Origin of the sequence: Thermophagus xiamenensis (assembly GCF_900112795.1) — a bacterium.
Lineage (GTDB): Bacteria > Bacteroidota > Bacteroidia > Bacteroidales > Marinilabiliaceae > Thermophagus > Thermophagus xiamenensis.
Window position 1 is genome coordinate 115,032 of sequence record NZ_FONA01000004.1, and the last position, 20,235, is coordinate 135,266.

Here is a 20,235-nt window from a genome sequence, read left to right on the forward strand (position 1 = left end):
ATATGCAAAAGACATTCTACATTATTTCATTTTTACTGGTGTTGGGGGTGGGAAGTGTTCGTTCACAGATTGATACCGACAGGATGACAATAATAGGGCGTAATGCGCTTTATTTTGAAGATTATATTCTTGCCATTCAATATTTTAATCAAATCATTAAAGCTAAGCCTTTTCTGGCAGAACCCTATTTTTATCGTGCATTAGGTAAATATTACCTGGAAGATTTTAATGGGGCCTTGAATGATTGCAACGAGGCTTTGAAACGAAATCCTTACTTGGTTGATGCTTATAATTTGAGAGGTATTTTATATCAGAAACTGAATAAGCCCGAAGCATCCGTAACCGACTTTAAGCAAGGCTTGAAAGTGGATCCTCTTAATGTTAATTTGTTGATTAATTTAGGTATAGCCTATATTCAAACCGAACAATATGATAAGGCTATTGAAACCTATTCCGATGTTTTAAAATTATCTCCCAACTTAATTAGAGCCTATTTAAATCGAGGTCTTGCTAAATTTTCGGCCCAAGATACTTCCGGTGCTTTAGAGGATTTTTCCAAAGCCATAGATGTTAATCCTTATATCCCTGATGGTTACGTTAATCGTTCCATGATTCAATATTATAAAAGCGATTTTGAAGGGGCTTTATCGGATATTAATGAGGCCATAAAACTACGTCCCGACGAATCTTCCTTTTATATGAACAGAGCCATCATTCGATATCAACTGGATGATTTGAGAGGAGCCATGGCCGATTTTGATAAATTTGTAGCCATGGAGCCGCGTAATGCGTTGGGGTATAATAACCGCGGTATTTTACGTGCCGAAATAGGTGATTTAGACGGAGCTATTGAGGATTTTTCAAGGGTGTTAGCCTTGCGCGAAGACGACCTTCCTACCCTTTATTATCGGGCAATGTTATATAAAGAAAAAGGAGAATTTGAAAAAGCATTATCCGATTTCAATATTGTTGCCGATGCTTATCCCGACTTTGCGCCGGTATATTATAATCGTGCCGAAGTAAAACAAGCTTTAGGTCAATTCGAGTCTGCTCAGTTGGACTATAATACAGCCATGAAACTTGAGATGGATCGAAGAAACGAAATAGATCAAAATGCTGCAGATGCTTTGGCTGCTAATGACCAAAATAATTCCGGACAAAAATCAAAAATACCAAAACGAAAGGCTACCAAAAAAGAAGGAGACAGAAATATCCGGAATTATAATAAAATTGCTGTACTGGATGATTTTGGAACCGACCAGGTGGAACAATTAACCCCCAATACATTACGGGGTAAAATTCAAAATCGAAACATTGCCATTGATCTTCAAAGACCTTATGGTATTACCTTTTTCCCGGGTGACACTTTGGTACACCGTGTGCGCTATTTTAAAAAGGAGGTTGAAGAATTGAGCAACTCTTTCCTGTTTTCGCATCCGCTGGAAATATCCAATGCTACCATAGAACCCGACAGAGATACCTCGGCTGAAATTTTTAAAACCATTGCCGATTTAGACAAAAAAATTGATTCGGTGTCTTCGATAGATGAAAAAATTATTTATTTAATGGAACGAGGGTTACTTTATTTGGATGTACTAAATTTGAATAATGCTATTGATAATTTTAATCAAGTAATAGAGCTACGTCCAAATTATTTTTTGGGTTATTTTGCAAGAGCCTTTACTCGTTTTAGAATGGAGGAAACGTTAAAAGAGTTAAACAGACAAAAACAGGCAGCCGATCAATCTCTTATAATGACCAATAAAGATAATGATGAGTTGGGTAAACAAACGCGCATGACTTATGAAATGATTATAACAGACTTGCAAAAAGTTGCAGAAATTAATCCCAACTTTGAATTTGCGTGGTTTAACCTAGGTTATTTCAATAGCCTTCTTAAAAATTTTGATAAAGCTGTAAAAAATTATACCAAAGCTATCGAAGAAAATAATGAATTTGCAGAAGCTTATTTTAACCGAGGGTTGATCAGAATATATCAGGGCAAAAAAACGGAAGGAACCCTCGATCTTAGTAAAGCTGGTGAATTGGGTGTTTTTGAAGCCTACAGCGTTATCAAACGGTATGGTTCATATGAAATTGATCTGGAAAAAGAAAAGGAACGATGAGTAGTTTGCCAGTAAACATAGATCTTGAAAATGAGGAGTTTCTTAACGCCCTTCAATTGATTCAACATACGAACACATCGGTGTTTTTAACTGGTAGGGCCGGTACCGGAAAATCTACTTTCCTAAAGTACATTTGTAAAAACACACATAAAAAATATATTGTTGTTGCCCCAACAGGTATTGCCGCAATTAATGCCGGTGGGGTAACGATGCATTCATTTTTTCGGATTCCTTTTAGACCCATACTTCCAGATGATCCTGATCTTTCTACAAAAGATGGTCGGATTTATGATTTTCTGAGATACAATAAGGAGAAAATTAAACTGATTAAAGAAACAGAGCTGCTTATCATTGACGAAGTGTCGATGGTTAGGGCCGATACTTTGGATTTTATTGACCAGGTATTAAGGGTATATACGAAAAGTAAACTTCCATTTGGCGGTAAGCAGATTTTAATGGTTGGTGATGCCTTTCAATTGGAACCGGTGGTAAAAGCCGATGATTGGACTATTTTAAAACGTTTTTACGACTCTCCTTATTTCTTCTCGGCACGGGTTTTTAAACGTATTCCATTAATCCAGATAGAGTTAAAAAAAGTATATCGGCAAAAGGATAAAAAATTTGTTCAAATACTTGATAAAATAAGGGTTGATAAAGCCACTTACGAAGATATTTCGCTGATTAATGAACGGTTAAACAGAAACTTTGATCCACCCGCAGATGAAATGTTTATTACCCTTGCCCCGCGTCGGGATACCGTTGATTATATCAATGAAAAAAAACTTAATGAATTGCTGGGCGATCCTGTGACACTGGTCGGCGAAATACGGGGAGAGTTTCAAGAATCGGCATTACCTACATTAAAAGAGCTAGTTTTAAAAGAAAATGCCCAGGTGATGTTTGTTAAAAATGACCCGCATCACCGGTGGTATAATGGTTCATTGGGCCTGATTGTAGAAATTAGTGAAGATGGTATTTTTGTTAGAACAGAGGATGAGCAGATACATTTAGTAAATAAGGAAAAGTGGGTAAATATTCGATATCGTTATGATGAAGAAAATAACAAGATTATAGAGGAAGAAATAGGTTCTTTTACACAATATCCATTGCGATTGGCATGGGCCATAACGATTCATAAAAGTCAGGGATTAACCTTTGAAAAGGTAGTACTCGATTTTAATGGTGGCGCCTTTGCCAGCGGTCAACTTTATGTGGCCCTCAGCCGTTGTCGTTCATTGAATGGTATTATATTGAAAACGCCGGTTACATTAAACGACATTATAGTAAACGCACAAGTGCAGAAGTTTGCCCGAACGGCAAATGACCAAAAGCTTATACAAAAAGAGTTAAACAAAGCCAAGGCAGAAGAAGCTTATATTAATGCTTTGAAAAATTTTCGTCAGCGCAGATGGTTGGATGCTTTCCAACATCTAGGACAAGCAGTGGAAAATTGTCCCGAAATTATTGTCCGACCAGAAATACAGCGGTTTATGGCCTGGCAAATGACTTTCGTAGACCGAATGCAAAAAAGAATTGATGACTTAGAAAATCAGCTACGCCGCCAACAAGAAGATGTAAAAGAATTTGCCAGAGAATATTTTTTGATGGCTAATGAATGTGAAGTAAAATTTAAAGATCAACGAAGTGCTTTGGCTAACCTGAATAAAGCCATTAGCCTGAATCCCAGGTTTGTGGAGGCATTGGTCCGTCGAGGTAATTTGTTAGCTAAGACAGGTGATCTGGAAAATGCCGAAAAAGATTTTACCCGAGTATTAAAAATTACCCGACCCCATTTCGAAGCTATTTACGGAAGGGGATTGGTAAGAATACACTTGCGCCATTTTACCGGGGCCTACAGAGATTTGCTTGAAGCCTCCAAACTCCGGAAAGCTGACCCAGAAATATATAAAAAGTTGGGGGATGTTTGTGCACGACTCGGAGAAATGGATAAGGCTCAAACATATTGGAATATAGCTGAGAACCTTGACGATAAAGATTAACTCTCAGGATGTTTAAATACCGGAAGTGATATGTTATAACGAATGGACAATAAACGAATGGCAATAATAATGCAAACAGTTAATATTTCATTAATGCTTTGAGTAAGTCCTACCCATCGGAAACCAAGATAAAAAAGTGCCCCGGCTATGCATGCAGTCGCATAAATTTCTTTGTGAAAAATTAATGGTACTTCATTGGTTAGCGTATCTCTAACAACGCCACCAACAACCGCTGATGTCATCCCCATAATAACTGCCACGGCAGGATTAACCCCTAAATTTAAAGCTTTTTCTAAGCCTATTATGGTAAATATTCCTATCCCTATGGTATCAAATAAAAACAGCGTTGTCCGTAATTTAGCAACCCACCTCTTAAATAAAAAGGTAATCAAAAAACCGGTGCCTATGGCAATCAAATAGCCATAGCCTTGTAACCATGTAACCGGTGTAACCCCTAACAGCAGATCTCTTATTGTTCCACCGCCTATGGCTGTTACAACCCCAATGAAAAGGGCACCAAACAAATCCAACCTTTTACTTCCGGCTGTTAATACTCCGCTTATAGCAAAAACCATGGTGCCTATATAGTCGAGCCAGATAATTATTTTCATCCGAATAAAATTTACTTATTTAATTGAACTATTGGTGCTTAAAATTAGTCATTAGTGGTTAGTCGTTAGTGGTTAGTAATTAGTAAATCAACACTAATGACTAATTAACTAATGACTAATTAACTAATCACTAATGACTTCTTCTGCCTTCTGCCTGTGCACTTCTGCCTATATATTCTTGTTTTTTCGAGCTGCAAAAGTAAAATTTTACCGGATAAAAAATAGAGACCTTTGAAACATTAATTTCACAACATTGTAATAGCCACAATTAGATGTTGTTATAAAATATATCCTTTAAATTAAAGATATTTGTACTAATCGTTTATTAAATGGGAATGGATAAATACTGGCATTGTATAATTTGATACCCATTTTTGATTATTCTATTATAATTTTAATTAACTTGCAATGTTCGTTGAAAACAGGAGAGGCTATCCCAAAATATCTCAAAAAGACTACCTTTTAAGATACTCACAAAGGACAATGATTAAAATAGCGACCAAAAGCAAGCTTTAGTCGTTGGATTATTGGACCAGAAAACAATATAAGTATGAACCACAAAGAGAGAGTATTAACGGCTCTCAATCACCAAGAGCCGGATCGGGTGCCGGTTTTTTATTGGGCTGTTCCCGAATTCACAAATAAAATGATTGCCCAACTGGGTTTCTCTAATATGGATGAGTTACTTGAATATTTGGATATTGACTTTAGGTGGGTAGAACCCCAATATGTTGGTCCGCCATTAACGAACTACCAGGAAGGGATAAAAAAAGACATTTGGGGGGTAGAATATAAATTGGCAGGGCACGGCGATCTACGTTATTGGGAGGTGGATAAATATCCGTTGCAAGGAATAAATGATCCGGAAGTTTTAGAAGATTATCCCTGGCCAACAACTGATTTGTTTGATTTTTCTTCTTTAAAAGCTCAATGCGAAAAATATAAAGATTATGCCATTATGACCGCACCTGGTTATTCATCACCAGGACTCTTCCGCATTATACAACGATTGATTGGAAGAGATACTTTTTTGGAAACCATGATGTATAATCCTCGTTTTTTTAATGTTTTAGTGGAAAAAGTCAAGAGTTTTTATTTGGCATTTATCCATGAATTCTTTTCCGTTACCGGAAATAATGTTGATTTGATCAGGATAGCGGATGACTTTGGATCTCAAAGCGGCCTGATTATTAGTCAAGATACTTGGGAAAACTATTGTAAACCAGCTATAGAACAATTTACAAAGTTTCCTTCCGAATTAGGTGTTAAATTCTACATGCATAGTTGCGGAGGGGTCCGAAAACTGGTTCCAGACTTTATTTCGTTAGGGGCCGATGTGCTGGATCCCATACAAACCAGAGCTGCGGGAATGGCACCCGAAGGCTTAAAAAAAGATTTCGGCAATATGATTACTTTTTCTGGCGGACTGGATGAAGAATTGCTTCTACGAAAAGGAACACCACATAGGGTTAAGGAGGGGGTAAAAGAATTACTTAATATTATGGCTCCCGGTGGTGGTTTTATTTTAGGGCCATCCCATAAATTAAAAGTTGAAACACCAGTCGAAAATGTGTTGGCTATGTATGAGGCGGTGAAAGAATTTAAACGATAAAAATAGCAGAAGAAAGAGGTTTTGTCACTTTAAAAATATATTTCAAAGTGCAAAGGCAGAAAATCCAACAAAAGAACTCAAGTCGCCGATAAAGCCATTATTTACCTATTGGTTCTTTAAAGGGGATGTTTCGGAGCGCCATAGTTAGCGGCCATATGTTAGAAACCAGATGTCAGATTAAGAAAGCTAGAAATTTTAAAGGGATATAAGTTGGTATAAAAAGTCTAAGGACCTGGTAGCCTACTGGCATGGTGATTTAGCAGCCTAATTGCTTAAGTAAGGCCTGGTGGTCCTAAATGGCCTTGTATTATCGATTTCCATCTAATTCCAATTCAGAGGCAACGCTTTTCATTGCCTCGATACATTCGGCTATCAAATCTGGTAATTCTATGCCAATCATATTAGCTCCTTTTTGGATGACATCTCGATCTACCCCTGCGGCAAAGCGTTTGTCTTTCCATTTTTTTAAAACCGATTTTACTTTAAGTTCATGAAGGTTTTTGTCGGGACGTACCAAGGTAGAAGTTACAATTAGTCCGGTCAATTCATCGGTTGCATACAACACCTTTTCCATGATATGTTCCGGCTTTGTATCGGTGCAGATTCCCCATCCATGGCTTTCAATCGCTCTGATATAATCTTCTGGCCAACCATTTTCTTCCAAAATTTTACGAGTCATAATACAATGTTGATCCGGAAATTTTTCATAATCCAAATCATGAACTAATCCAATAACTCCCCATTTTTCAGGATCTTCATCATATTTTAAGGCAAATGTCTTCATTACTGCCTCAACAGCCAGTGCATGTTTAAATAAACTTTGGCTTTGATTATACTCTTTAAATAATTTTAGAGCCTCTTCTCGGGTTGGTTTCATTTTGTTTCTCTTAATTTTTTCCTGTGATTATTATGGTTAAAATTTAATTGCTAAAATAATGAAATTCATGAAAGGAATAAATGACTGTATAGGCCGAAAACAAGTACATAGAATATTCGAATCCTTCCCTGTTGTTTGTTAAGAAAAATGAATTTCTCTCAAAAAAATATTAAAGAAATAATGCTTTAAATGTTTACCTTTTTTAAGAATATTTTTATTGAGCAGATAATTAAATTATTAGATAAGATTAAAATGTAAAAATAAAACATTTCCGCAATTGATATTTTATAAATATGTATAAAAATCCACTATAATTGCATCATTTTCGATAAAAAGAAAATAATAAAGTTTTAATTTGAAAACGAAATTGTAACATGAATGCACATTTCGAACAGGCTTGGCTGCTTCTGGGAGTAGGAATGGTAACGGTTTTTGCCGTGTTATTTTTAGTAGTCCTAATTGGTAATTCAATTATTTTTTTGGTCAATCGTTTTTTCCCCGGTCAGCCTCAAAAAGAAAATATCCCCAATTATAGGGGAGGTATTGAACCCTCAAAAATTGCTGTTATTACGGCGGCTGTCAATCATATTACCGGGGGAAGAGGAAATGTAGTAGACATTAAGAAAAAACAATAATAAAATATAGAGCTATGGGAAAAAGAATTGGATTTTCTCTCTTATATCGCGATATGTGGCAATCATCGGGGAAGTATGTGCCTCGCAAAGATCAATTGGTGCGTGTTGCCCCTGCCATTATTGATATGGGATGTTTTGATCGTGTAGAAACAAATGGTGGTGGATTTGAACAAATAAATCTGCTTTTTGGTGAAAACCCCAATCAGGCGGTGAGGGCCTGGACTAAACCATTTAATGAAGCAGGGATTCAAACGCACATGCTTGAAAGAGCCTTGAATGGTATACGTATGTCTCCTGTCCCCGCTGACGTGCGTAAGTTAATGTTTAAAGTAAAAAAGAAACAGGGGACTGATATTGCCCGCTCTTTTGATGGATTAAATGACCCAAGAAACATCATAGATTCAATTAAATATGCCAAAGAAGGCGGAATGATTGCCCAGGCAGCCATGAGTTTGACTTATTCTGAGGTTCACACGGTTGACTATTATATTGATCTGGCCGATCAGTTAATTAAAGCCGGAGCCGATGAGATTTGTCTTAAAGACATGGCTGGTATTGCCCGCCCTGCCTGGCTGGGGAAAATTGTTAAAGGTATTCGCAAAAAATATAAAGATATTCCTATTGAATACCACGGACATTCTGGCCCTGGATTTTCGGTAGCTACTATTCTGGAAGTGGCGCGTGCCGGTGTTGATTACGTGGATGTGGCAATGGAACCGTTATCCTGGGGTACAGGTCATGCTGATGTTTTGACCGTTCAGGCCATGTTGAAAGATGCCGGCTTTGAGGTTCCTGATATTAACATGACTGCCTATATGGAAGTCAGAAAGCTTACGCAGGAATTTATCGATGATTTTCTGGGGTATTATATTAATCCCAAAAACCGTCTGATGAATTCCTTGTTGATAGGTTCAGGACTGCCGGGTGGCATGATGGGAAGTTTAATGGCTGACTTGGAAAAAAATTTAGCCAGCCTTAATAAGTGGAAGAAAAAACATAACCAGCCAGAACTTACTCAGGATGAGTTACTAATTAAACTTTTTGAAGAAGTTGAGTTCATCTGGCCCAAATTGGGATATCCGCCATTGGTAACACCCTTTAGTCAATATGTTAAGAACTTGGCTTTGATGAATGTTATTCAATTAGAAAAGGGTGGACAACGGTGGAGTATGATTGCAGATAATATCTGGGATATGATTCTGGGTAAGAGTGGTAAATTACCTGGTCCGTTAGCACCTGAAATCATTGAGCTTGCACAAAAGGAAGGAAAAGAATTTTTCACAGGGCATCCTCAGGAGCCTTATCCTGATGCACTGGATAAATTCAGAAAAGAAATGGACGAGAATGGCTGGGATTACGGCCAGGATGACGAAGAGTTGTTTGAATTGGCTATGCATCCCGAACAATACAGGGATTATAAATCAGGTAAGGCAAAGAAAGCTTTTGAAGCTGATCTGGAAAAGAAAAAAGCCGAAAAAACGGCTGTTTCAAAAGGCTCATCCACTGCTTCATCCGTTACTCCCATAAACACTTCTCCTTCAAAAATGGTTGTGGAAGTTAATGGTGAAAAATTTGATGTGACGATTTCTTATGGTGAAAATGAACAGCAAAAAGAAAGTGGTTCTAAGAACGTTACACCAAATGCTTCAAGCGAAAAACCCGATACCAATGGTACTGTAGTTGTTTCGCCCCTGGAAGGAAAATTTTATTTGACGAAAGATTCCTCCGAAAAAGCAATTAAAGTGGGAGATACGGTAAAAGAAGGAGATATCCTGGGATATGTCGAGGCTATGAAAACCTACAATGCCATTCGTTTTGACAAAGGCGGAGTTGTCAAACAAATACTTAAAGAAAACGGTAGTGATGTGGAGGAAGATGACGAACTGGTAATTCTTGGTTAAAATCAGTGAGTTAGTTTTAATCATTTTTTCCTTCCGTTAGGTAAATATTGTTATGAAAATAATAAATCAACTATATGAAATGACAGCACTGGGGCAAATAGCTGAAAGCCCCGGTGTGTTGTTAATGATAGTAATAGGAGCTGTTCTGTTATACCTGGGGATTGCCAAAAAATATGAACCATTACTATTGGTCCCAATAGGATTTGGCATTATTTTGGCAAACCTTCCGGGTGGAAATATGGGAGTAGTTCCAGCCGAAATGATTGAGCTTCCTGAACACCGGTATATGAATCTTTTTGAGATAGCCCATGAATATGGAATAATGAATTATCTATATTATTCCCTTATTAAAACCGGTTTTTTACCGCCCATTATTTTTATGGGTGTTGGAGCTTTGACTGATTTTGGACCTATGTTGAGGAATTTAAGATTGGCATTTTTTGGTGCAGCAGCTCAGCTAGGTATTTTTTGCGTGTTTTTTGCTGCCATAGCCCTGGGCTTTACACCCCAGGAAGCCGGTTCTTTAGGAATAATTGGCGGAGCTGATGGGCCTACAGCCATTTATACCACAATTCTTTTGGCGCCCCATTTATTAGGACCCATTGCTATTGCGGCCTATTCCTATATGGCCTTGGTGCCGGTGATTATTCCGTTTGTTGCTAACTTGTTGATGACGAAAAAAGAATTTCATATCAACATGAAAAAGCAGGATAAACTTTATCCACCCAAATACCAGATTAAAAATTTAAAAACGGTAAAAATCATTTTTCCTATTGTGTTGGGGGTAATTATTGCTTTTATTGTTCCCTCATCGGTACCACTATTAGGAATGTTATTATTTGGTAATTTGGTAAAAGAGATTGGAACATCTACCCAGCGATTGGCGGATGCCGCTACAGGGCCCATTATGAATACCGCAACCATATTTCTTGGGCTTGCTGTGGGGGCAACCATGACTGCTGATGTATTCCTGGATTTAAAGACTATTGGTATTGTTGTGGGAGGATTTCTTGCTTTTTCAATCTCTATAGCAGGTGGAATATTGGCGGTAAAAGTATACAATTTGTTTTCTAAGAAAAAAATCAATCCCTTAGTTGGAGCCACTGGGTTAAGTGCCGTCCCCATGGCATCGCGCGTTGCCAATGAAATGGGATTGAAGTATGATAGCAGCAATCATTTGTTGCAATATTGTATGGCATCCAATATTTCAGGAGTTATTGGTTCGGCTGTGGCAGCCGGAGTGCTTATCTCAATTCTTGGATAAATTGACTTGATTATACCATAGGTTTCCGAATTGGAAAATCAGGAACCTGTCTTCAGCACTGTTTTGTGTTTGTTGACAGGTTCTTTATTATTTATATTAATAGTAATGATTATCTTTGGCCTTAAAATTGAAATACAAGCAGAGAAAATTATCTTCCGTTGTGTAAAATAATTTTGTATGGGAATATTTAGCAGTGTAAATAAAGACAAAAAAGAAGTTCTGGATAAAGGATTAGCCAAAACCAAAGAAAGCGTCTTAAAAAAAATGACCAGGGCCGTTGTAGGCAAAAAAAAGGTCGATGATGATGTGTTGGATAATTTAGAAGAGGTTTTAATAACTTCGGATGTCGGAGTCGATACTACTATTCGTATTATAGAGCGTATCGAAGATAGAGTTGCCCGCGACAGATATATTAATACCAGTGAGCTTAACACTATTCTTCGGGAAGAAATTGTAGCTCTTTTAGCTGAAAATGAATATGGCGAAACAGGAAATTTTGAATTGCCATCTGATAAAAAACCTTATGTAATAATGGTTGTTGGCGTAAATGGGGTGGGGAAAACCACCACCATTGGAAAACTGGCACATAAATATAAAAGCGCGGGCAAAAGTGTGGTTCTTGGGGCCGCAGATACTTTCAGAGCTGCAGCAATCGAACAACTTGAAATATGGGCCAATAGGGTAGAAGTACCTTTGATTAAGCAAAAAATGGGTGCCGATCCCGCTTCGGTAGCCTTCGACACATTGTCATCGGCAAAATCCAAGGGCGCCGATGTCGTTATCATTGATACTGCCGGTAGATTGCATAATAAGGTTAATTTGATGAATGAACTGACCAAGGTAAAAAAAGTGATGGATAAAATTATTCCGGGTGCCCCACACGAAATTTTATTGGTTTTGGATGGTTCTACCGGGCAAAATGCCTTTGAACAAGCCAAACAGTTTTCTAAAGCTACCGAAGTAACAGCCTTAGCCATAACGAAATTGGATGGAACAGCCAAAGGCGGTGTGGTGATAGGAGTGTCAGACCAATTTAAAATTCCTGTTAAGTACATTGGAATTGGTGAAGGTGTGGATGATTTACAGGTTTTTGACAGAAAAGCCTTTGTTGATTCATTATTTGGTGATTAACAATTTGTTGTTAATTATAATAATTTAACAACCTTAAATTTATTGGTCTATTTAATTTAGGAACAAGTTTTTTTTCGAATAAAACAAAGTTAGCGTCTTTTGCCATTAAGAATAATGTTGTTTCGTTTAGAAAGTTATTTCACTAGTTTAGTGATTACCAGTTTTAGGTAATTCTTTTATTCAACAAGGTTCATAAGGTTTAGGGAAGAATAGATTGATGAAAGGGTAGGCCATTTATTAAATACTTGCATGAATAAAACAAGCATGACCTCATTAATTAGTCATTGCTAGTTAATGGTTTCAAAATTATATGGTTTTATTCATTAATTGCTATAAGCTTTAGCTCATTAATTTTTTTGAGGATTTTAAAATAATTTTTTTCAGAGTTATTGCTTCATATTTTTTCTTTCTTTTATTTCACTTCCGCCCAAGATTTATTAATTCAAAAAACATTATTAATAAAGTTTAAAAAATAGCAACCAAAACCGATGAAGAAAATAGATGTAATAACAATGGGATGTTCTAAAAATCTGGTAGATTCTGAGCGGCTAATTCAACAGTTTGAAGCAGAGGGATATAAAGTAGAGCATGATCCTTCCGATCCCAAGGGTGAGATTGTTGTTATTAATACATGCGGATTTATTGGCGATGCAAAGGAAGAAAGTATTGACACTATTTTAGATTTTGCTGAAGCGAGAAAACAGGGGAAAATTCAAAAATTATTTGTAATGGGGTGTTTATCGGAACGCTACCAAACCCAGCTGCAGCAGGAGATTCCTGAAGTCGATAAATTTTATGGAAAGTTTAACTGGAAGGAACTAATTTCTGATTTAGGCAATAATTATAGGTGGGATTTGGACAATGAGAGAACCCTAACCACTCCTGGTCATTTTGCCTACCTGAAAATATCTGAAGGTTGCAACCGCACATGTTCTTATTGTGCCATCCCATTGATTACCGGCATTCATCGTTCAAAACCAATGGATGATTTATTGGAAGAAACAAGGAATTTAGCTCAAAAAGGGGTGAAAGAGTTGCAAATTATTGCTCAGGATTTATCTTATTATGGTAAAGATATCTATAAAAAACCAATGCTCGCTTCATTGGTGGATGAACTTTCAAAAGTGGATGGTATTGAATGGATTCGGTTGCATTATGCTTATCCTGCCGGCTTTCCCAAAGATGTGTTGGATGTTATGGCACAAAATCCAAAAGTTTGTTCCTATTTGGATATGGCATTGCAACATATTTCTGATCGTATGTTAAAATTAATGAGACGAAATGTCACAAAGGATGAAACCATCCGTCTGATCAAGGAAATAAGGACAAAAGTGCCGGGGATTCATTTAAGAACCACTTTGATCACCGGGCATCCGGGCGAAACGGAAAAGGATTTTAATGAACTATATGACTTTGTAAAGCGTACAAAATTTGAAAGATTGGGCGTTTTCCCCTATTCGCATGAAGAAAATACTTATGCCTGGAAACATTATCATGATAATGTTCCGGATGAAATCAAGAAGGAGAGAGCTGATGAAATAATGGAATTGCAAAAAGAGATTAGCTTTAATCTTAATCAACAAAAAATAGGAAATACTTTTAAAGTTATTATCGACCGCCAGGAAAATGGGTATTTTGTTGGTCGTACAGCCTTCGATTCACCCGAAGTGGATCCCGAAGTTTTAATTTCTGCTTCTGAAGAAGTAGAAATAGGACAATTTTATAATGTTCGTATTACAGATGCCGAAGAATATGATCTTTATGGTCATATAGATAACGATAATTTTGAAGTTTAATTTAAACTTTAATCGATTAAATACCTCAAATCTCTTTCCTTTTTTTAAATTTGATATCGAATGATTAAAAAAATATTTTGAACAATTTAAAACAGATGGTTTTATGAAACGGTTCTTTCAAATAATAGCAGGTATTTTTATACTTATTATCTTGCTTTTATTAATAATCCCCTCTTTATTCAAGGGTAAAATTGAACAAAAAGTTACCGAAACTATAAATAATAATATTTCAGCAACTGTATCATTTGACAAATTTAATCTTTCCATGTTCCGTTATTTCCCCAATTTATCTATGGGGTTAAAAGGGCTTACAATTACTAATAAAGAGCCTTTTGAAGGAGATACGCTGCTTTATATTAGGTCGTTCACAGCCAGTGTCGATTTATGGAGTGCCGTTAGTGGGGAAGGAATTCAGGTAAACTCAATAATTTTAGATCAACCCAATATATGGTTAAAAGTAAATCAGGATTCAATAACCAACTGGGACGTTATGCCTGTTTCTGAATCCACTGAAGAAGTAGAAGATTCATTGTCTTCTTCTGATTTTAAGGTAAGCCTGAAAATGTTTAAAATTGTTGATGCTAATGTTTATTATAACGACAAAACGATGGCGTTAGCAACTTCCATTGAAGATTTTGACCTGAATTTAAAGGGCGATTTATCGCAAGCTTCTACCAATTTGGATTTTTTAGCCGAAATAGACCGGTTTAATCTTCAAATGGACCAAACCAAATATATTAATAATGCCACCATGTCACTTGATGCACTTATTGGCGCTGACATGGAAAACATGGTGTTCACGTTTGGAGAAAATGAATTCCGCTTTAATGAATTGGTTTTAGGCTTTAACGGTTCAATAGGAGTAAAGGAAACAGGCTATGATTTGGATTTGAAACTATCGACTAAAGAAACGAGCTTTAAAACACTTTTGTCAATGGTTCCCGAAGCCTATCTGAAAGATTTTGAAACTTTACAAACTGATGGAAATTTGACTTTAGAAGCCAATATCATTGGACACTATACTGATTCTGACCATTTGCCTGCTTTTGATTTGGCCTTGAATGTTTCCGATGGACGTATTCAATACCCTGATTTACCCAAATCGATTGAGAATATTCAAATTAACGCATTGGTTGAAAATCCCGGAGGTTCTGCAGACCAAACTATTACCAATATCAGTAAATTTTATTTTAAGCTGGGCAATAATCCTTTTGATGCATCGCTTTCTGTTAAAACGCCGGTATCAAATGCCACCTATAAAGGAAAAATGAAAGGGACCATTGATTTGGCCTCATTGAGCGATGCTATTCCATTTGATAGTTTGGATTTAAAAGGATTAATAACTGTGGACGTGGCTATAGATGGTGATTATAAGATGGTCGAAAATGAACAATACGAAAATATTAAGGCAAACGGGACGGTTCAGTTAAAAGATTTTTTCTTTAAAACAACTGACTGGCCGGCAGGATTTACCATCTCTCAGGCTAATTTGTCCATTTCTCCTAAATTTATGGAATTGAAATCGTTCGATAGTTCTTTGGGCCAAAGCGATTTTAAACTAAAAGGAAGAGTAGAGAACTACCTTTCTTATGTTTTAAAAGATGGTACCTTACGTGGTGTTCTAGAACATAATTCAAGCTTTATAAACACCAACCAGCTAATGCAATTAGCCAGCACTGACACCAGCGCTGTTAGTGAGGATACAACCTCTTTTGAGTTGGTTGTGGTTCCTAAAAATCTGAATTTTACGCTTAAAAGTAATATTGAGGAGTTGATATACGACAAACTCGTCATGAATGATGTGAATGGTTCTATTCGCATTATTGATGGCAAAATTGTGCTGGATGGTTTGAGATCTAACATGTTAAACGGGGCGATGCTCGTTTCAGGCGAATATAATACATCAGATACTCTTCGCCCATTTGTAAATTTCGATATGTCTTTAGAAAGTATCGATATACATCAGGCAGCAAATTCTTTCAGCCTTGTTGATTCGATGATGCCAATAGCAAAAAAAGCGATTGGAACGGTTTCAACAACTTTGAAATTTAATAGTCTGTTAGGCCAGGACATGTCACCGGTTTTAAACTCTATTAATGGAGGAGGATTACTGAAATCTAAAGGAGTAGAAATCTCTGGAGCCAAAGTGCAAAATGCATTGGCAACAATGCTTAAAGACGACAAATATCGAAAAGCCAGGGCCGAAGATTTATCTATAAATTTTGCTTTACAAAACGGAAACGTTATTGTTAAGCCTTTTACAACTAATTTATTCGGTAAAAAAATAACTGTTTCTGGCATTCAGGGATTAGACCAAACACTTGATTATACAATAAAAATGCCTGTTAGCCGAAGTGAATTAAATAATGTAGCCGGACTTTTTGGGGCATCTATTCCTTCTTCAGTCGATAATGTAATGGTGGACATATTAGTGAAGGGATCTGTGCAAGATCCCAAACTCCAGTTCAAATTGGATGAAGAATTTAAGGATCAGGCCAAGAAAGAGTTAAAAAAAGAGGCTGAAAAAGCTGTAAACAAGCTTTTGGAAGATGAAGAAGTAAAAGAAAAGGTGGATGAATTAAAAGATAAGCTTAAAAAATTGTTTTAGTTTTTAAAACAGTTTTCCCTGAACAACGTCTGCATCCACTTCCACAACATCATTATATGGGACATACCAAATATATCCTTTAACATTTGGATGTCCCATTTTTTTTACACTATCCATATATTGTCGTACCTGAGTCTGGTGTTGCTTTATATCTAATTTCCCAAATTTATAATCTACTATTATTATTTCTCCCTGTCCTAACATTACTCGGTCTGGACGTCGAACATCATTATCAAGAAGGGACACTTCAGATAATACTTTATAAGAGCCATCGAACCATTTTTTTACTTTAGGATGTTTAAGCCATTCATTAATTTGGTTATAAATAATTTCGAATTCATTTTCATCAATTTTCCCTTCAAACCATAAGGATTTTAAGGCGTTTTCAACGTCATCATGAGTTTTTATCATTTCAAACAAATGATGCATAATCTTTCCAAAAGAAATACTTTGTTCCAAAGTGTCATCATCAAAAAAATCTTCACTTTCTTTATGAATAGATATTCGGTCCCGAAAGGAATATGTTTCAACTGCTTTTAGTTCACATGTTTCAAAAGGTCTGTGTAAATCTTCACTCTTTTTATCTTCTTCAATTTGGGAATATGCAGTGGAAGGTTCCCCAAGGGTATATTGAAAATTTTCTTCATCCCATAATCCCGGCAGATCAATTCGATTATTATCCTTCGAAAAATGAAACCATAGAAGGTCCGACACAGTTATTAAATCTGATGGTATTTTTGGGGAACGCTTACAAAAAGCCGTAAGTGATTGCCGGGCTCTGGTAAACGCTACATAAAGTAAATTTAAATTGTCGATATACTGATCTGTGAGTTCTTGAAGATACTCCTTTGCAAAATGAGACTGAATTAAGTTTTTTTCGTAATTAACCGGGACTAAATCCAAATCGTTAAAAGGCGGTTTCAGCGGCCTACACCAAAGCAGATTTTGTTGGTGTGCTGAATCCAGTTCCCAGTTGCAAAACGGCATTATAACGGCATTAAATTCAAGCCCTTTAGATTTATGAATCGTCATCACTCTAATGGCTTCCTGATTTTCAGGTAGGGTTACCGATTCATTACAAATGTTTTTATCCCACTCTTCAAGGAAAAGTGCAAGATCTGAAGTTTCATGCGATGAAAATTGATTAATTCTGTTAAGTAAAGTTTGAATATATATACCTTGTTCTTCCCGAATAATAGGAGGTATCAAACGCACTAATTCATCAGCTAGGTCATACAAAGGGAATGGCTGCTTTTTGCTCAATTCGGAAAGATAATTTTCCCACATTGTTGATTTATCAGGGTCGTGAAAAACATCTGCAGCGTTGACCCAATTATTTTCATTTTGGTATTGATATTTTTCCCAGTGGAGACGAATGAAAGCTTCAAGTACTTTGTCATCTGGATTTTGGATAAATTTTAGATGATTAATGATAAATAAAACTGCAGGGGAACTACTTAGTTGAAGCGTTTCATTACTAATAACCGGTAAAGGTTTGTTTTGAGGATGGTATTCACCGGAAAGTAAAGCTTTTGTAATTGCTGTTCCTTCGCTTTTTTTACGTACCAGTATGCAAATGTCGGACAAGGAAAATCCATTATTTAATAAATTAAAAATATGTAAAACGGTTTCTTTAATTGCTTTACTTTGAAAATCATCATTTTTTTCAGCTAAAAGAAATGAAAAAGAAACATGGCCATTGTCTGAAGGGTTTTTTAATGGCGTTTTTTGTTCTACATCCTGATAGGCTTTAATTATCCTATTTTCAATTTCTAATTGTGATTGTTCAAGCTCAATCCCATTTGAAGCCTTTTGAAGAATGTTGGCTTGCAAAGTTTTAGCTGCATGTTTAAAAAAATGGTTATTAAACGCTATAACATTGGTGCTACTTCTCCAATTTGTGTCAAGGGATTTGATCTCCGATCCAAAAGTTTTAAAATCTTGTTCCACCTTGTCGGCTAGAAGAGACCAGTCGGAATTACGCCACCGGTAAATTGATTGTTTTATATCTCCTACCAACAAGGCAAATTTATCTTGGGATAAGCAATCAATAAGAAGAGGTTTAAAATTACCATATTGAAGCGCCGAGGTGTCCTGGAACTCATCAATCATATAGTGAAAATATTTGGTACCTGTTCTCTCATAAATAAAAGGTGCTTCATCCTCATGAATGATCCGGGAAAGCAAATGATTGGCACTAGCCAAAAGAAATACATTTTGTTCTCTGGATATTTCCTGTATTTTTTGATTAACATCATTGATAATTCCCAACGCATAAAAATTCTTAAGGATAACCTTCGCAGTAAAGTAATCGGCTTTTTTTTCTTTAATGAAATTTATTATTTCCCCCAGAAGGTCGTTCAATCCATCGTGATATAAACGTTCAATGTTATTATTGATGTGATCCGGATTGTTTTTTCTTTTCCATGATGAAAGATCATTATAAAGGGCATTAAGATGTTCTTCATTAAAAGGTTTGTTTTCGGCCAGTTTTTTAAATATCAGTATTTTACTTCTACTGCCGTAATTAAAGTCTTTGCTGATATTCAGGTGATGATCATGAATCATTTGGAGACCTTTTGCACCAAATTTTTGAAGATGCTTTTCATAGTCATCAATGATATGCTGTAAGCGGGCTCGATAATCGTGCATAAACCGTCGATCAGCCAATTTTTTTGATAAAGAATCGGCAACTGCCTGAAAAGCTTCTTTAAATATTTCTTCAGAAAGGAAACTAATTTCTCGGTTAATATTCCAACTTTTTCCTTCTGAAATTTTTCTTTCGGCAAAATCAAGTAACCAGCGCTTTAATGTTTCATGTCCTTTCATATCTATTTCCAACACCACTCTATCAATGGCCTGCATCATTATCGATTGGTGGTCCAGTTCCGTTTTATACCCCAACTGCAAGCCTGCATCCCGTGCAAAGGCACGTATTATTTGCTGAAAAAAACTATCAATAGTATTTACCGAAAACCTAGAAAAGTCATGCAATAATAACCTTAATAAAAGCTTAGCCCTTCCCCGGATCTGAGTTTCTGACAAACCTGTTTCGGACATCAACTCATCCATATAATCTGGTTTGCCGGTAGTCTTGTATCCCAGCTCATGAATTTTTTTTAAAATGCGTTGGCGCATTTCGGTAGTGGCCTTATTAGTAAATGTTACAGCCAATATATGGGAGTAATTCGTTGGATCAGCGAATAGAAGGCGAATGTACTCACGCGTTAAAGTGTATGTTTTACCCGACCCTGCAGATGCTCGATAAATTTTTAAATGCGACATATTGATTAAAAGAGATTCTTTATTTATTACGGTAAAAATAGAAAATTACTTCGTGATATTGCAATTGTGCTTTACCAATAGTTATGAAGACAGCTATAAAGATTTTTTGTACAAAATTTAATAACTAAGTGGAAGGACGGAAATTAAAGTCACTTTTTAGTTTTTGGTCTATAGTCTCTGATAAAACCACCACTAACGAAAGTTTATTAATCATTAAAAATTTCTTCTTCCTCAGCACTATTTATCCATGATCTTGTAGTGGCAACCATTGTTGTTCATGCTCGTTTCATTAAAAAATATGTTGACGAAACTATAATGAATACTAATTTTGCAGCATTATTTAGTTTGTTAAATTGTAAAGCCACAATAATTGTATAATCAAATCATTT

12 protein-coding genes are annotated in these 20,235 nt (G+C 36.2%); 9 read left to right on the forward strand and 3 right to left on the reverse strand.

From position 1 onward, the window contains the following. Nucleotides 1–2 precede the first annotated feature (2 nt). Together BM130_RS03415 and BM130_RS03420 are read left to right on the forward strand one after the other, a co-directional pair. The gene (locus BM130_RS03415) at nt 3–2,126 is read left to right on the forward strand and encodes a tetratricopeptide repeat protein (RefSeq protein WP_010528215.1); all 2,124 of its coding nucleotides are present in this window, start codon (nt 3–5) and stop codon (nt 2,124–2,126) included. Beyond that, on the forward strand, nt 2,123–4,126 hold the full coding sequence (locus tag BM130_RS03420; protein WP_010528216.1) for an AAA family ATPase: 2,004 nt from the start codon (nt 2,123–2,125) through the stop codon (nt 4,124–4,126). Before BM130_RS03415 ends, BM130_RS03420 begins: the two co-directional genes overlap by 4 nt. Here the strand turns inward: BM130_RS03420 and BM130_RS03425 are convergent. Further along, on the reverse strand, nt 4,123–4,737 hold the full coding sequence (locus BM130_RS03425) for a trimeric intracellular cation channel family protein (protein WP_010528217.1): 615 nt from the start codon (nt 4,735–4,737) through the stop codon (nt 4,123–4,125). The two genes, BM130_RS03420 and BM130_RS03425, sit on opposite strands and share 4 nt — an antisense overlap. A gap of 550 nt (nt 4,738–5,287) precedes the next feature. Here BM130_RS03425 and BM130_RS03430 point away from each other — a divergent pair. Next, nucleotides 5,288–6,349, forward strand: coding sequence for a uroporphyrinogen decarboxylase family protein (locus tag BM130_RS03430; RefSeq protein ID WP_010528218.1), 1,062 nt, complete (start codon nt 5,288–5,290; stop codon nt 6,347–6,349). A gap of 307 nt (nt 6,350–6,656) precedes the next feature. Here the strand turns inward: BM130_RS03430 and BM130_RS03435 are convergent, their stop codons facing one another. Then, entirely contained in the window at nt 6,657–7,226 is a 570-nt protein-coding gene (locus tag BM130_RS03435) for an HD domain-containing protein (protein ID WP_010528219.1), read from the reverse strand. A 374-nt stretch (nt 7,227–7,600) separates the two neighbouring features. Here BM130_RS03435 and BM130_RS03440 point away from each other — a divergent pair, with 374 nt between their 5' ends. From BM130_RS03440 to BM130_RS03465, 6 genes are all read left to right on the forward strand, one after another. Further along, nucleotides 7,601–7,861 (forward strand): OadG family protein, encoded by a 261-nt coding sequence (locus BM130_RS03440; RefSeq protein ID WP_010528220.1) that lies wholly within the window; start codon nt 7,601–7,603, stop codon nt 7,859–7,861. A 14-nt stretch (nt 7,862–7,875) separates the two neighbouring features. Next, nucleotides 7,876–9,762, forward strand: a complete 1,887-nt coding sequence (locus BM130_RS03445) for a biotin/lipoyl-containing protein (RefSeq protein WP_010528221.1) — start codon at nt 7,876–7,878, stop codon at nt 9,760–9,762. Between the two features lie 52 nt (nt 9,763–9,814). After that, nucleotides 9,815–11,026 (forward strand): sodium ion-translocating decarboxylase subunit beta, encoded by a 1,212-nt coding sequence (locus BM130_RS03450; RefSeq protein WP_029626674.1) that lies wholly within the window; start codon nt 9,815–9,817, stop codon nt 11,024–11,026. A gap of 177 nt (nt 11,027–11,203) precedes the next feature. Continuing rightward, nucleotides 11,204–12,157, forward strand: a complete 954-nt coding sequence (gene ftsY / locus BM130_RS03455; RefSeq protein ID WP_010528223.1) for a signal recognition particle-docking protein FtsY — start codon at nt 11,204–11,206, stop codon at nt 12,155–12,157. Nucleotides 12,158–12,645: 488 nt separating this feature from the next. Beyond that, nucleotides 12,646–13,953 carry a 30S ribosomal protein S12 methylthiotransferase RimO gene (gene rimO / locus BM130_RS03460; protein ID WP_010528224.1) on the forward strand — a complete coding sequence of 436 codons (1,308 nt, stop codon included), beginning with the start codon at nt 12,646–12,648 and terminating at the stop codon, nt 13,951–13,953. Between the two features lie 103 nt (nt 13,954–14,056). Continuing rightward, complete coding sequence (locus tag BM130_RS03465; RefSeq protein WP_010528225.1) at nt 14,057–16,561, forward strand: AsmA family protein; 2,505 nt, start codon at nt 14,057–14,059, stop codon at nt 16,559–16,561. A 3-nt stretch (nt 16,562–16,564) separates the two neighbouring features. On the opposite strand, the gene BM130_RS03470 is transcribed toward BM130_RS03465, so the two are convergent. Further along, nucleotides 16,565–19,846: a UvrD-helicase domain-containing protein gene (locus BM130_RS03470; protein ID WP_010528226.1), complete on the reverse strand. Its 3,282-nt coding sequence runs from the start codon at nt 19,844–19,846 to the stop codon at nt 16,565–16,567. Nucleotides 19,847–20,235: the final 389 nt, after the last annotated feature.

What these genes read in the sequence shown, in the direction of transcription:
- BM130_RS03415 (WP_010528215.1), top strand. Translation starts at nt 3, where the DNA reads ATGCAAAAGACATTCTACATTATTTCATTTTTACTGGTGTTGGGGGTG.
- BM130_RS03420 (WP_010528216.1), top strand. Translation starts at nt 2,123, where the DNA reads ATGAGTAGTTTGCCAGTAAACATAGATCTTGAAAATGAGGAGTTTCTT.
- BM130_RS03425 (WP_010528217.1), bottom strand. Translation starts at nt 4,737, where the DNA reads ATGAAAATAATTATCTGGCTCGACTATATAGGCACCATGGTTTTTGCT.
- BM130_RS03430 (WP_010528218.1), top strand. Translation starts at nt 5,288, where the DNA reads ATGAACCACAAAGAGAGAGTATTAACGGCTCTCAATCACCAAGAGCCG.
- BM130_RS03435 (WP_010528219.1), bottom strand. Translation starts at nt 7,226, where the DNA reads ATGAAACCAACCCGAGAAGAGGCTCTAAAATTATTTAAAGAGTATAAT.
- BM130_RS03440 (WP_010528220.1), top strand. Translation starts at nt 7,601, where the DNA reads ATGAATGCACATTTCGAACAGGCTTGGCTGCTTCTGGGAGTAGGAATG.
- BM130_RS03445 (WP_010528221.1), top strand. Translation starts at nt 7,876, where the DNA reads ATGGGAAAAAGAATTGGATTTTCTCTCTTATATCGCGATATGTGGCAA.
- BM130_RS03450 (WP_029626674.1), top strand. Translation starts at nt 9,815, where the DNA reads ATGAAAATAATAAATCAACTATATGAAATGACAGCACTGGGGCAAATA.
- ftsY (WP_010528223.1), top strand. Translation starts at nt 11,204, where the DNA reads ATGGGAATATTTAGCAGTGTAAATAAAGACAAAAAAGAAGTTCTGGAT.
- rimO (WP_010528224.1), top strand. Translation starts at nt 12,646, where the DNA reads ATGAAGAAAATAGATGTAATAACAATGGGATGTTCTAAAAATCTGGTA.
- BM130_RS03465 (WP_010528225.1), top strand. Translation starts at nt 14,057, where the DNA reads ATGAAACGGTTCTTTCAAATAATAGCAGGTATTTTTATACTTATTATC.
- BM130_RS03470 (WP_010528226.1), bottom strand. Translation starts at nt 19,846, where the DNA reads ATGTCGCATTTAAAAATTTATCGAGCATCTGCAGGGTCGGGTAAAACA.